The organism is Rathayibacter sp. AY1E2, from assembly GCF_002932325.1.
Lineage (GTDB): Bacteria > Actinomycetota > Actinomycetes > Actinomycetales > Microbacteriaceae > Rathayibacter.
The window spans coordinates 37,511-50,648 of the sequence record NZ_PSVO01000003.1 but is presented as its reverse complement, the minus strand read 5'-3'; the positions used below and the strand labels follow the sequence as shown (position 1 = coordinate 50,648).

The following is a 13,138-nucleotide window of genomic DNA, read 5'->3' as shown; positions in this document are numbered from 1 at the left end:
GAGAACCCCCTCCTGTCGAGACGACGGGAGGGGGTTCCTTCGTTGATGCGAGGGGTCAGTGACCCTCTTCGGCCAGCTTCTTGATGCCGTCCTGGACGATCTGCTCCGCCTCGGCGGCGTCGCCCCACGCGTCGACCTTGACCCACTTGCCGGGCTCGAGGTCCTTGTAGCGCTCGAAGAAGTGCTTGATCTCGTTCTTCGTCTGCTCCGGGACGTCGCCGATGTCCTGGATGTGCTGCCAGCGCGGGTCCTTCGCGGGGACCACGATCACCTTCGCGTCGGAGCCGGCCTCGTCGCTCATGTTGAGCACGCCGACCGGGCGGACGGAGACGCCCACGCCCGGGAAGACCGGGTACTCGAGCAGCACCAGCGCGTCGACGGGGTCGCCGTCGAGGCCGAGGGTGTTCTCGAAGTACCCGTAGTCCGTCGGGTAGACGAAGGAGGTGAAGAGCACGCGGTCGAGGTAGACGCGACCGGTCTCGTGGTCGACCTCGTACTTGTTGCGGCTCCCCTTGGGGATCTCGACGACGACGTCGTATGCGGCCATGCTCTCTCCTTGAGTCGGTGGCGCCGTGAGCGGCGCATCGGCGGACGGATCGGCCTCCGGAACGCTCGCGCGGGTGCGCGCGCGGGAGGGGCGGATCGCTGGCATTACGTTACTTGATGTGCCCGATCGCCCCCGCCTGACCCCCGCCGTCGCCGATCTGCGGCGGGCGGTGCGCGAGAGCCTCGACGGGCTCGACCCCGGAGCGCTCGTGCTGGTCGCGCTGAGCGGGGGAGCGGACTCGCTCGCGCTCGCGGCGGCGGTCGCCTTCGAGGCCCCGCGGGGCGGGAGGCGGGCCGGCGCGGTGATCGTCGACCACGGGCTGCAGGAGGCGTCGGCGGAGGTCGCGCGGCGGGCCGCGGAGCAGGCGCACGGGCTGGGGCTCGCGCCGGTGCTGCGCGAGGTGGTGACGGTGTCCGCCGAGGGCGGTCCGGAGGCGGCCGCCCGCAGCGCGCGCTACCGCGCCTTCGACGACGCGCTGACCGCGACGGGCGCCGCCGCGATCCTCCTGGGCCACACCCTCGACGACCAGGCCGAGACGGTGCTGCTGGGCCTGGCACGAGGGGCCGGTGCGGCCTCGCTGCACGGGATGGCGCCGGTCAGCGGACCGCTGCGTCGGCCGATTCTGGGCCTGCGGCGCGAGACGACCCGCCTCGCCTGCTCCGACCAGGGGCTCGTGCCGTGGGACGACCCGCACAACGACGACCCCCGCTACTCGCGGGTCCGGGTGCGGAACCGCGTGCTGCCCGTGCTGGAGGACGAGCTGGGGCCGGGAGTGGCGCAGGCTCTGGCGCGCACCGCCGAGCAGCTGCGGGAGGACGGGGACGCGCTCGACGCGCTCGCCCTCGACTGGGCGCTCGAGCTGGTGGGCCAGGACGAGGCGGGGCACGTCACGGTCGACGCGCGCGGGCTCGCGGCGGACCCGCCGGCGCTGCGGCAGCGGATCATCCGCCTGGTCGTGGCGAACGAGTTCGGAGTCGCGCTCTCGCGCTCGCAGACGCTGGCGGTCGCCGCGCTGGTCACCGACTGGCACGGCCAGAAGGGCGTCGACCTCCCCGGCGTCCTCGCCACCCGCCGCGGCACCACCCTCGTCTTCGCACCCGCCTCCTCCTGACCCCGTTTCCGCGAGGCCGGTCCCCGCGGGGCGCCCGACCCCTCCACGCGAGATGCCGCTCCGGAACGCGACTCGCCGGCGGAGGTGTACCGGAGCGGAGTCTCGCGGAGGGGAGACGGGGGCCGGTCACCCGTAGAGTGGCCGGGTGGAAGCAGCCGACATCGCCGACGACATCACCGAGGTCCTCTACACCGAGGCCGAGATCCACGAGCGGATCCGCGACCTGGCCCGCGCCATCGAGCGCGACTACGCGGGCGAGAACCTGCTCATCGTCGGGGTGCTGCGCGGCGCCGTGATGGTGATGGCCGATCTGGCCCGCGAGCTCAAGCTCGACATCGTCATGGACTGGATGGCCGTCTCGTCCTACGGGAGCGGCACCAAGTCGTCCGGCGTGGTGCGGATCCTGAAGGACCTCGACTCCGACATCACGAACCGCAAGGTGCTGATCGTCGAGGACATCATCGACTCCGGCCTCACGCTCTCGTGGCTGCAGGGCAACCTCCGCAGCCGCGGCGCCGAGTCCGTCGAGATCTGCGCGCTGTTCCGCAAGCCCGCGGCCGCCAAGGTCGAGGTCGACGTGGCCTATGTCGGCTTCGACATCCCGAACGAGTTCGTGATCGGGTACGGGCTCGACTACGCCGAGCGCTACCGCAACCTCCGCGATGTCGCCGTCCTCGCCCCGCACGTCTACGAGTAGCCCCGCGGACACCGCGCAGGAGAGCCTCGAGCGGCTCTTCGCGGTGCCGCTGCTGGGCTATCACATGAGCTACCCGACCTCGCTGCGGGCCGACCTCGAGTTCAACTACTGGTGGCTCGCGCACGCGATCGACGCGGCCGTCGACGCCTTCGAGCGCACGGGCGACGAGGCGCACCTGGAGCGGGCCCGGCGGATCCATCGCGCGATCCGCCTCCGCAACGGCGGGCGCCTGGTCAACGGCTACTTCGACGACATGATGTGGTTCGGTGGCGCGCTCGCCCGCCTCGGGGAGGCCTCGGGCGACCCGCGCTTCCTCGACCGGGCCGACCGCCTGTGGCGCTTCGCCGTCGCGAAGGGCTGGAACCTCCGCCACGGGGCGAGCCTCGCCTGGCGCCGCCGGCAGCTGGACTACAAGAACGCGCCCGCGAACGGCCCGTTCGCGATCCTCGGCGCGCGCCTGGAGCGGCTGCGGCCCGACGGCCGGGAGGAGCTCTCGCGCGCCGCCCTCGACTGGATGCACGTGCGCCTCCGCGACGACGACACCGGCTTCGTCGCAGACGGCATCGGCCGCGAAGGAGGCTCCGCGCGCGACGACTGGGCCTTCAGCTACAACCACGCCGTCTACATCGGCGCGGCGCTCGCCCTGCACCGCCTGCGGCCCGACCCCCGCCTGGTGGCCCACGCCTCCCGCACGGCCGAGGACCTGCTGGACCGGCTCGCCCCCGACGGCGTCTTCGTCGACCAGGGATCGGGGGACGGTGCCCTGTTCGGCGGCATCGCCTACCGGCACCTCGTCGACCTCGCCACGACGAGCGGAGTCGCGCCCGCGGTGGCGGCTCGCGTCCGCGGTTTCGTCACCGGCAGCGTCGCCGCGCTGCAGAGCTCGAGCGTCCGCCGCGGCGTGCTGCTGGCCGGGCCCCGCTGGGACGCGCCTCCGTCGCTGCCCGCCACGCTCTCGGCCGAGATCGGCGCCGTGCTCGCGCTGGAGGCGTCAGCGCGACTGGACCGGTCGCCGGTGCCGTCAGACTGACGGGGTGAAGGCACCCGAGAAGCGCACCGTCGCCGTCGTGATCAACCCGAGCAAGTTCGACGACGTCGGCGCCGCGGAGGACCTGGTCGCGACGATCGCGCGCCGCCACGGCTGGAACGAGCCGCTCTGGTTCGAGACCAGCCCGGGCGACTCCGGTGCCGCCGCGGCCCGCGCCGCACTCGAGGCGGGCCCGGACCTGGTCTGCTCGATGGGAGGCGACGGCACCGTCCGCGCCGTCGCCACGGTGCTGCGGGGGACCGGCGTCCCCTACGGCCTGCTGCCCAGCGGCACGGGCAACCTCCTCGCGCGGAACCTCGGGATCCCGCTCGGCTCGCTGCCCGAGGCGGTCGAGATCGCCCTGCTCGGGCAGGACCGCGCCATCGACGTGGGCACGGCCGCGTTCGACGACGGCGAGGATCGGGTGTTCATGGTGATGGGCGGGGTGGGCCTGGACGCCGAGATCATGGACAAGACGGACGAGGAGCTGAAGAAGCGGGTGGGCTGGGGCGCCTACTTCGCGGCGGGGGCGCCGGCGATGTTCAAGGCCGGATTCGAGGTGACCCTCACGATCGACGGCGCGGAGGAGCCTCCGCAGCGCTGCTTCATGGTGCTGGCCTGCAACTGCAGCTCCGTGGTGGCGAACATCGAGCTGGCCGCGGGCGCGGTGCTCGACGACGGCGACCTGGAGCTGGTGCTGCTGCGTCGGCGCTTCGGCCTCGCGCTGGATGTCGCGACCGGCAACCGCAACGGGCTCGCCTCCCTCCGGCAGTGGCCCGGCCGCGAGTTCTCGTTCGAGCTCGACCAGCCGGTGCTCGCCGAGCTGGACGGCGATCCGGTCGGCCGCACCCGCTCCGGGCGCTTCGGCGTGGATCCGGGCGCCCTCCTCGTGCGCCTGCCGGTGCCGACGCCGCGGAGCCCGGGACTGACTCCGCACGACTCGGTGATCGTCGACACGTCCGCCATCGCGACGCTGCTCCCGGAGCCGCCCTCCTCCTGATGCTTGCGCGCTCTTCTTTACGGTTGTAAGTTATCTGACGGACGTAAAGAAGGCGCTCCTCGCGCCGGGAAGAAGGACCCCGTGACCGATCCGCGGCTCACCCGCTCGCGCGAGCTCCTGCTCACCGCGATCACGAGTGCCCTCGACCGCCCGGGCGACGACCAGCCCTCCATCACGGAGCTCTGCGGCGCCGCGGGCGTCAGCCGCCCCACGTTCTACCAGCACTTCGGCGACGTCCCGTCCCTCATCGAGGCCGCCGCGGTGGAGCGGATGCACGCGCTGTTCGGTGACGTCGCTCCCGGCACCGCCCCCGCCGACTGGGAGGGCGCGGTCCCCCGCATCGTCCGCGGGCTCCTCGAGGGCCTGCTCGTGCACGCCGACTTCTACCGCCGCGTGCTGAGCGGAGGCACGGCCCGCGCCGTGCAGGAGTCGGTCGTCGCGTTCCTCGCGCAGCGGCTCCTCGCCTTCTCGCCCCTCGCCGAGCGCGGATCGGGCGGCGGCGACCACGCCCGCGTCGAGCGCTTCGCCGTCCTCCTCGCCGCCGGTACCACCTGGCTGGTCGTCGGCTGGCTCCTCGACGGCGACGCCCGCCGTCCCGTGGCCTCGGCCTCCGCCGACATCGCCGAGCTCCTCGTCACCGGAGTCGCCTCGCCGCGGCTCGCCGCCCTGCACTCCACGAAGTAGAAGGACCATGACCACCTCCCCGCTCCGCCGCGCCCTGCGCGCCGTGAACCCGCGCCTCGTCGTCGTCTTCGCCGCGATCGCGCTCATCCCGCTGATCTACTCGGGACTGCTGACCTCGGCCAACCTCGATCCCACGCACCACCTCGACGCGGTGCCCGCCGCGATCGTCAACGAGGACACCGGCGCGACCGCCTCGGACGGGTCCGCGCTCGCCCTCGGCGACGACCTGACCGAGCAGCTCACCACCGACACGTCCGGCTCGGACTTCGCCTGGACGGCGACCGGTGCCGACGAGGCGTCCCGCGAGCTCGCCTCCGGCGACGTCCTCGCCGTCCTGACGGTGCCGGCCGGCTTCTCGGCCGACGTCGCCTCGGTCGGCGGCGACGACCCCGCCGCGGCCGTGCAGGCGAAGCTGTCGATCGAGACGAACGACGCGGCCAACCTGATCGTCGGCAACATCGCCTCCACCATCGGCACCACCGTGACGAAGACGCTGGAGGAGAAGGTCGGCGCGACCTACCTCGAGAACGTCTACCTCGGCTTCACCGACGTGCACTCGAGCCTCGAGCAGGCGGCCGACGGCGCCGCTCAGCTGGCGGACGGCGCCGGGACCGCCGCGTCCGGCTCCTCCGAGCTGGTCGTCGGGCTCGCGCAGCTGCAGGACGGCACCGCGCAGCTGGCGACCGGCGCCGACTCCCTCCGCTCGGGCGCGGGGAGCGCGGCCTCCGGAGCGTCCGACCTCTCGTCGGGACTCCAGCGGATCGCGAGCGGGACCGGTCAGCTGCCCGACCAGGCGGCGGCGCTCGACACGGGAGCCCGCACGGTCGCCGACGGCGCCCAGCAGCTCGACGGCGGAGCGGCGTCGCTCGCCTCGGGCGCCGCCGACCTCGCCGCGGGGACGTCGACCCTGAAGGACGGCGCGGCCTCGGCGGCGTCCGGCGCCGAGGCGCTGGCCACCGGGTCCGCCTCCCTCTCCGACGGAGCGGGGAAGGCCCTCGCAGGAGCCCAGCAGCTCGTGACCGGCGCGGGAGCGCTCGCGACCGCCACTCCGCAACTCGCCACCGGAGCGACCGGAGTCGACTCCGGCCTCGCCTCCCTGCTCTCTCGGTACGACTCGCTGTCCGACGCCCAGCGCGTGGCCGAGCTGACCGCCCTCGAGCAGGGTGCGGCCGCTCTCGCGGGCGGAGCCGCCTCGGCGGACGCGGGCGCGCAGACGCTCGCCTCCGGTGCGACCGCGCTCGTCGGCGACGACGGCAGCGGACTGACGGCGCTCGCCGCCGGTGCCGCCACGGTCTCGGGCGGAGCCGCCGACCTCGCGACCGGCACCGCCGCTCTGTCCACCGGGGCGACCTCCGCCGCAGACGGCGCCCAGAAGCTGCAGACCGGTGCGCAGGCCCTCGCCCAGGGAGCTGCGACCCTCGACGGCGGAGCCGCGCAGGTCGCCGGCGGAGTGGACACCCTCTCCGGCGCGGTCGGCCCGCTCACCAGCGGAATCGCCTCCGCGGCCGCCGGCGCCTCCGACCTCGCCTCCGGGACGGCCGCCCTCGCGACGGGCGCCTCGGACCTCGCGGACGGCGCCGAGACCGCCGCGACCGGCTCGGCCGACGCGGCCACCGGTTCGCAGGACCTCGCCGACGGGATCGACTCGCTCGCCTCCGGATCGCGCACCCTCGACACGAAGCTCTCGGACGGCGCGGACGACGTGCCCACCTACACCGGCGAGCAGGCTCAGGAGCTCAGCACCGTCGCGGCCGCCCCGGTCGGGATCGACGCCGAGCGGATGAACCGCGTGCCGTCCTACGGCTACGGCCTCGCCCCCTACTTCATGGCGCTCGCGCTCTGGGTCGGCGCGCTCGCCTTCTATCTGATGAGCGCCCCGCTCAGCTCCCGCCTCCTCGCCGCGCGCCGTCCCGCCTGGGTCATCGCACTGCGCAGCTACCTGCCCGGCGCGCTGATGGCGGTCGCCCAGGGCGTCCTGGCCGCGCTCGTCATCCGCTTCGGAGTGGGCGTCGAGGCGTCGAACCTGCCCGGGCTGATCGGGATCGCCGTGCTCACGAGCCTCACCTTCGTGGCGATCAACCAGGCGCTGATCGCGCTGCTGGACGCTCCGGGCCGGTTCCTGGCGCTGCTGATGATCGTGCTACAGCTGTCCTCGGCCGGAGGCACCTACCCGGTCGAGACCGCGCCCGCCTTCTTCCAGGCGATCCACGGCGTGCTGCCGCTGACCTGGACGGTGGAGGCGTTCCGCTCGCTGATCGCCGGCGGCAGCATCGGAGTCGCGCACGCGGTCCTGGTGCTCGTGCTCTGGCTGGTCGGGGCGCTCGCCGTGACCGTGCTGGCCGCCGCCCGCCGCCGCCGTGGCCTCGTGCCCGCCCTCCGCGACCCGGAGCCCCTCCTCGAGTCGGCCTGACCCGGGCCGGGCGGGCCCGTCCGTCCGTCCGCGCCTGCTGCCCCTCGTCGCGGCACGCCCCGCCCGGACACCTTCGCCTCCTTCCCGAGACCGCAGTAGTCGTCACTGTCGAGCTCGAGTGCGACAACTCCTGCGCTCTCGCGGCGCGTCCTGCTCGGACACCTTCGCCTCCTTCCCGAGACCGCAGTAGTCGTCGCTGTCGAGCTCGAGTGCGACAACTCCTGCGCTCTCGCGGCGCGCCCCGCTCGGACACCTTCGCCTCCTTCCCGAGACCGCAGTAGTCGTCGCTGTCGAGCTCGAGTGCGACAACTCCTGCGTTCTCGCGGCGCGCCCCGCTCGGACACCTTCGCCTCCTTCCCGAGACCGCAGTAGTTGTCGCTGTCGAGCTCGAGTGCGACAACTCCTGCGCTCTCGCGGCGCGTCCCTACCGCCGAAGCGCCGATCCCCGCGACCTCCACCCGCAAGGCAGAGGACGCGGACCGGGAAACGCGTGTCAGCGTTTCCCGGCAGTCCGACGAGACCCGCTCTGCGGAACGCACCCCGTCGCGAAGCCGACCGCGCGCGGGGATGCGGCCCGCCGCATCCCCGCCAGACAACACCGCCCGCGGCCGTTCGGCCCACGGCGAACGCGTGGGCGGCGCTCAGAGTGCGGGAGGTAGCCTGGCAGGCACAATCTCCTCGTCAGAAAGGCGCCGGGTGTCGCACCCGCAACAAGCATGAACGTGAAGCGCATCTTCCGGGGTCCCATCCTCTACGTCGTCCTGGCGATCGTCGCGGTGTGGATCGGCTCCTCGCTGATCACCATGTCCGGCTTCCGGCCGGTCACGACGCAGGAGGGTCTCGACCTCCTGAAGGACGGCAAGGTCGACTCGGCGAAGATCGTGGACGGCGAGCAGCGCGTCGATCTCACGCTCAAGCAGGCCGACGGCGACAACGGCACGCAGGTGCAGTTCTACTACGTGGCACCTCGCGGCGCGGAGGTCGTCGACGCGGTGTCCGCGGCCGATCTCGGCAGCACCGGCTACAACGACGAGGTCCCGCAGACCAACTGGTTCCTCTCGGCTCTCGGCTTCCTGCTCCCCATCCTGCTAATCGGCGCGTTCTTCTGGCTGATGCTCTCGGGCATGCAGGGCGGCGGCAACCGCGTCATGCAGTTCGGCAAGTCGAAGGCGAAGCTCGTCTCGAAGGAGTCGCCCAAGGTCACGTTCGGCGATGTCGCCGGCGCCGACGAGGCGATCGAGGAGCTGCACGAGATCAAGGAGTTCCTCAAGGAGCCCGCGAAGTTCCAGGCCGTCGGCGCCCGCATCCCGAAGGGCGTCCTGCTCTACGGCCCTCCCGGCACCGGCAAGACCCTGCTGGCGCGCGCGGTCGCGGGCGAGGCGGGCGTCCCCTTCTACTCCATCTCCGGATCGGACTTCGTCGAGATGTTCGTCGGCGTCGGCGCGAGCCGTGTCCGCGATCTCTTCCAGCAGGCGAAGGAGAACTCGCCGGCCATCATCTTCGTCGACGAGATCGACGCCGTCGGCCGCCACCGCGGCGCCGGGATGGGCGGCGGTCACGACGAGCGCGAGCAGACCCTCAACCAGCTGCTGGTCGAGATGGACGGCTTCGACGTCAAGACGAACGTCATCCTGATCGCGGCGACGAACCGCCCCGACATCCTCGACCCCGCACTGCTGCGTCCGGGCCGCTTTGACCGCCAGATCGGCGTCGACGCCCCCGACCTGCTCGGCCGCAAGCGGATCCTCGAGGTCCACGGCCGCGGCAAGCCGCTCGCCGGCGGAGTCGACCTCGAGGTCGTCGCCCGCAAGACCCCGGGCTTCACCGGCGCCGACCTGGCCAACGTCCTCAACGAGGCCGCACTGCTCACCGCCCGCTCCAACGCGCAGCTGATCGACAACCGCGCGCTCGACGAGGCCATCGACCGCGTCATTGCGGGGCCGCAGCGCCGCACGCGGGTCATGCGCGACAAGGAGAAGCTGATCACCGCCTACCACGAGGGCGGACACGCTCTGGCGGCGGCGGCGATGCGCCACACCGACCCCGTGACCAAGGTCACGATCCTGCCGCGCGGCCGCGCCCTCGGCTACACGATGGTGCTCCCGCTGGAGGACAAGTACTCCACCACCCGCAACGAGCTCCTCGACCAGCTCACGTACGCGATGGGCGGCCGCGTCGCGGAGGAGATCGTCTTCCACGACCCCACGACCGGAGCGTCGAACGACATCGAGAAGGCGACCTCCATCGCCCGCAAGATGGTCACCGACTACGGCATGTCCGCGAACGTCGGAGCGGTCAAGCTCGGCCAGTCGTCGGGCGAGATGTTCCTGGGCCGCGACATGGGCCACCAGCGCGACTACTCCGAGCAGATCGCCGAGACGGTCGACGCCGAGACGCGCCAGCTCATCGAGCAGGCGCACGACGAGGCGTGGCAGGTCATCAACGACAACCGCGACATCCTCGACCGCCTCGCGATGGAGCTGCTCGAGAAGGAGACGCTCGACCACGACCAGCTGGCCGAGATCTTCAAGGACGTCCGCCGCATCGACGAGCGCCCGCAGTGGCTCTCGAGCGACAAGCGCCCCCTGTCCGATCTGCCGCCCATCGCGGTCCCGGTCGCCAAGGCGCCGATCGACTCGGGTGCGACCGACGGGGGAGTCTCCTCCGCTGGTGCCGACGAGGTCGCGCCGAAGCGCCCGCCGCTGATCAACCCGCGCCCCGCGACGGCGTAGCGCGCGCGTGCCCGTCGACAAGGCGCGCATCGAGGCGGCCGTCGCCGAGATCCTCGCGGCCATCGGGGACGACCCGGGCCGCGAGGGACTCCTCGACACGCCGCGGCGGTTCGCCGAGGCGTACGAGGAGTTCTTCGGCGGGTTCGACGACGACGCCGCGGCCCAGCTGACCGAGACGTTCGCGGTGGTGGAGGGCGGCCAGGAGTCGCCGCTCGACCAGACGGTGATCGTGCGCGACCTCGCCTTCCGCTCCGTCTGCGAGCACCACCTCCTGCCGTTCCTCGGCGTCGCGCACATCGCCTACCGGCCGCGCGAGCGGGTCGTCGGCCTCGGCCGGCTGCCGCGCGTGGTCGAGACGGTCGCGTCGCGACCGCAGATCCAGGAGCGGATGACCGAGCAGATCGCCGACGCGCTCGAGCAGGGCCTCGCTCCCGAGGGAGTGCTCGTCGTGGTCGACGCCGAGCACGGCTGCGTGCGGATGCGCGGGCCGCGCCAGACCGCGAGCTCGACCGTGACGGTCGCCGCCCGCGGCTCCCTCGCCGACCCGGCCGCCCGCGCCGAGATCATCGCGCTGATCGGCGCCGCGCGGGGGGAGTGACGTGGCCACCACCGTCGCCGACCTCACGCCGACCGGCCGCGCCGCGCTCCTCGGGATCCTCAACGTCACTCCGGACTCGTTCAGCGACGGCGGCCGCTGGCTGTCCGTCGACGACGCCGTCCGCCACGGCCTCGACCTGACCCGGCCCGCCGGGGACGGACCCGCCGCGTTCGGCGCGGATCTGGTCGACGTCGGCGGCGAGAGCACCCGTCCCGGTGCGGCGCGCGTCGACTCCGCCGCCGAGCAGGGCCGCGTGCTGCCCGTCGTCCGCGCCCTCGCCGCGGAGGGGGTGCGCGTCAGCATCGACACGATGAGCGCCGCCACGGCCGAGGCCGCCCTGGATGCCGGCGCCGTCGTCGTCAACGACGTCTCCGGCGGCCTCGCCGATCCGCGGATGCTCGCGCTCGTCGCCGAGCGCGGCGCCGTCTACATCGCGATGCACTGGCGCGGGCACAGCGCGGGCATGACCGCTCTCGCCTCCTACGGCGACGTGGTGGCGGACGTCCGCGGCGAGCTCGAGCGCCGCGTCGACGCCGCCCGTGAGGCCGGGATCCGGGACGACCGCCTCCTGCTCGACCCCGGCCTCGGCTTCGCGAAGGTCGGCGCGCACGACTGGGCGCTGCTGGCCGGGCTCGACGCGATCGTCTCGCTGGGCTTCCCGGTCCTGGTCGGCCACTCGCGCAAGCGGTTCCTCGCTCCGTTCGCCCCCGCCGGCGCCCCGGCCGCCGAGCGCGACGAGGTCTCCGCCATGCTGAGCCTCATCGCCGCCGAGCACGGCGCCTGGGGCGTCCGGGTCCACGACGTCCGCTCGTCCGCCCGTGCCCTGGCCCTCGCCGCCCGACTCCAGGAGGAGACCCCGTGACCGCGATCGACCCCGCCGCCCTCGCCGTGCGCGACTCCATCACCCTCACCGGGCTGCGCGTGCGCGCGCACCACGGCGTCTTCGACTTCGAGCGCGAGAACGGACAGGACTTCGTGATCGACGCGACGGTCTGGCTCGACACCGCGCCGGCGGCCGAGGGCGACGCGCTGGCCGAGACGGTGCACTACGGCGAGCTCGCGATCGCCCTGGCCGACGCGGTGACCCGCGACCCGGTCGACCTCATCGAGACCCTGGCCGAGCGCCTCGCCCGGGTCGCCCTGGGCTTCGCCGCCGCCGACGTCGTCCGCATCACCGTCCACAAGCCGGACGCGCCGATCCCGCTGCCGTTCGAGGACGTCGCCGTGCAGATCACGAGGACCCGCTCGTGAGGCCGCGGCAGGAGCGCGTCCGCCCGGTGCGCCACGTCGTGCTCGCGCTCGGCAGCAACCTCGGCGACCGCCTGGCGCACCTCGAGGAGGCGCTGCGGGCCCTCGCCACGACGCCGGGCCTGCGCATCGAGGCGGTGTCCAAGGTCGTCGAGTCGCCCGCGTGGAAGCCCGAGGGCGTCGACGAGGACGCGCCCGGGTACCTCAACGCGGTCGTGACCGGCTCGACCGTCCTCGAGCCCGACGATCTGCTCGCGGCGACGGCGGCGATCGAATCGGCCGGCGGCCGGATCCGCGGCGAGGGCGAGGAGCGCTGGGGCGACCGGACCCTCGACATCGACGTGATCGCGGTCGGCGGCGTGCTCCGCGACGACGCGCACCTGACCCTCCCGCACCCGCGGGCGGCCGAGCGGGCGTTCGTGCTCGAGTCGTGGCTCGACGTCGAGCCGGCGGCGGTCCTTCCCGGAGCCGGACCCGTGGCCGAGCTGCGCGCACGGGCGACCGACCGCGTGACCGACCACCCGGCCGGGTTGACCTGGCCGGGGCGCGACTCCGCCCGCGGCAGCACCGCCGACCCCGAGAGCAGGACCCCGTGAGGCGCACCCGCATCAGCACCCTGCTCGGACTCGGCCTCGCCGGGGCCGTCGCGGGGTTCCTCCTCGACCTCGCGATCGCCGCCGCCGGCCGCCCCGTGCTCATCCCGCCGCTGACGGTTCCGCTGACCCTGATCGTGGTCGCGGCCCTCGTGCTCGGCTTCGCCGTCCCGATCCACCGCGCCACGATGGGCACGCTGCGCCGGCCCATCGATCCGTTCCGGGCGATGCGCGTCGTGGTGCTGGCGAAGGCGTCCAGCCACGTCGGTTCTCTGCTGCTCGGAGCCTCCGGCGGCATCCTGGTGTACCTGCTGAGCCGTGCGATCCCTTCGCTAGGCTCCGTGTGGCAGGACGTCGCGACCATCGTGGGTGCGCTCGTCCTGCTGGTGGCCGGCCTGGTCGCCGAGCACCTGTGCACCATCCCGCCGAGCGACGACGACGACAGCGCCGTCGGCGAGGTGAACCACGCCTGACGCCGACGCCCGGATCGC

Annotated in this window: 13 protein-coding genes; 12 read left to right on the top strand and 1 reads right to left on the bottom strand. The window is 73.4% G+C overall.

All coding sequences use genetic code 11. From position 1 onward, the window contains the following. Nucleotides 1-55: 55 nt before the first annotated feature. Nucleotides 56-547, bottom strand: a complete 492-nt coding sequence (gene ppa / locus C5C49_RS03775; RefSeq protein WP_068255683.1) for an inorganic diphosphatase — start codon at nucleotides 545-547, stop codon at nucleotides 56-58. Nucleotides 548-665: 118 nt separating this feature from the next. Between ppa and tilS the strand changes: the two genes are divergently transcribed. From tilS to C5C49_RS03715, 12 genes are all read left to right on the top strand, one after another. Then, complete coding sequence (gene tilS, locus C5C49_RS03770; RefSeq protein ID WP_104345452.1) at nucleotides 666-1,658, top strand: tRNA lysidine(34) synthetase TilS; 993 nt, start codon at nucleotides 666-668, stop codon at nucleotides 1,656-1,658. Between the two features lie 145 nt (nucleotides 1,659-1,803). Further along, complete coding sequence (gene hpt / locus C5C49_RS03765; protein WP_104224109.1) at nucleotides 1,804-2,355, top strand: hypoxanthine phosphoribosyltransferase; 552 nt, start codon at nucleotides 1,804-1,806, stop codon at nucleotides 2,353-2,355. 64 nt (nucleotides 2,356-2,419) lie between these two features. Continuing rightward, a complete protein-coding gene (locus C5C49_RS03760) occupies nucleotides 2,420-3,385 on the top strand; it encodes a glycoside hydrolase family 76 protein (protein ID WP_181135697.1) in 966 nt (321 codons plus the stop codon). A 4-nt stretch (nucleotides 3,386-3,389) separates the two neighbouring features. Then, nucleotides 3,390-4,382, top strand: coding sequence for a diacylglycerol kinase family protein (locus C5C49_RS03755; RefSeq protein ID WP_104337331.1), 993 nt, complete (start codon nucleotides 3,390-3,392; stop codon nucleotides 4,380-4,382). Nucleotides 4,383-4,463: 81 nt separating this feature from the next. Then, nucleotides 4,464-5,066, top strand: coding sequence for a TetR/AcrR family transcriptional regulator (locus C5C49_RS03750; protein ID WP_104272970.1), 603 nt, complete (start codon nucleotides 4,464-4,466; stop codon nucleotides 5,064-5,066). Nucleotides 5,067-5,073: 7 nt separating this feature from the next. Then, on the top strand, nucleotides 5,074-7,476 hold the full coding sequence (locus C5C49_RS03745) for a YhgE/Pip domain-containing protein (protein ID WP_104345450.1): 2,403 nt from the start codon (nucleotides 5,074-5,076) through the stop codon (nucleotides 7,474-7,476). Between the two features lie 716 nt (nucleotides 7,477-8,192). Beyond that, a complete protein-coding gene (gene ftsH / locus C5C49_RS03740) occupies nucleotides 8,193-10,208 on the top strand; it encodes an ATP-dependent zinc metalloprotease FtsH (protein ID WP_104224104.1) in 2,016 nt (671 codons plus the stop codon). 7 nt (nucleotides 10,209-10,215) lie between these two features. Continuing rightward, complete coding sequence (folE, locus tag C5C49_RS03735) at nucleotides 10,216-10,806, top strand: GTP cyclohydrolase I FolE (RefSeq protein ID WP_104224103.1); 591 nt, start codon at nucleotides 10,216-10,218, stop codon at nucleotides 10,804-10,806. 1 nt (nucleotide 10,807) lies between these two features. Continuing rightward, entirely contained in the window at nucleotides 10,808-11,668 is an 861-nt protein-coding gene (gene folP, locus C5C49_RS03730; RefSeq protein WP_104287740.1) for a dihydropteroate synthase, read from the top strand. After that, the gene (gene folB / locus C5C49_RS03725) at nucleotides 11,665-12,057 is read left to right on the top strand and encodes a dihydroneopterin aldolase (protein WP_104347803.1); all 393 of its coding nucleotides are present in this window, start codon (nucleotides 11,665-11,667) and stop codon (nucleotides 12,055-12,057) included. Before folP ends, folB begins: the two co-directional genes overlap by 4 nt. After that, nucleotides 12,054-12,650 (top strand): 2-amino-4-hydroxy-6-hydroxymethyldihydropteridine diphosphokinase, encoded by a 597-nt coding sequence (folK, locus tag C5C49_RS03720; protein WP_104345449.1) that lies wholly within the window; start codon nucleotides 12,054-12,056, stop codon nucleotides 12,648-12,650. Before folB ends, folK begins: the two co-directional genes overlap by 4 nt. Beyond that, entirely contained in the window at nucleotides 12,647-13,120 is a 474-nt protein-coding gene (locus tag C5C49_RS03715) for a DUF3180 domain-containing protein (RefSeq protein WP_104345448.1), read from the top strand. Before folK ends, C5C49_RS03715 begins: the two co-directional genes overlap by 4 nt. Nucleotides 13,121-13,138 lie beyond the last annotated feature (18 nt).

Bases quoted from the DNA above. Each gene is read 5' to 3' on its own strand.
- C5C49_RS03745 (WP_104345450.1), top strand. From the start codon at position 5,074: ATGACCACCTCCCCGCTCCGCCGCGCCCTGCGCGCCGTGAACCCGCGC.
- ftsH (WP_104224104.1), top strand. From the start codon at position 8,193: ATGAACGTGAAGCGCATCTTCCGGGGTCCCATCCTCTACGTCGTCCTG.
- ppa (WP_068255683.1), bottom strand. From the start codon at position 547: ATGGCCGCATACGACGTCGTCGTCGAGATCCCCAAGGGGAGCCGCAAC.
- C5C49_RS03760 (WP_181135697.1), top strand. From the start codon at position 2,420: ATGAGCTACCCGACCTCGCTGCGGGCCGACCTCGAGTTCAACTACTGG.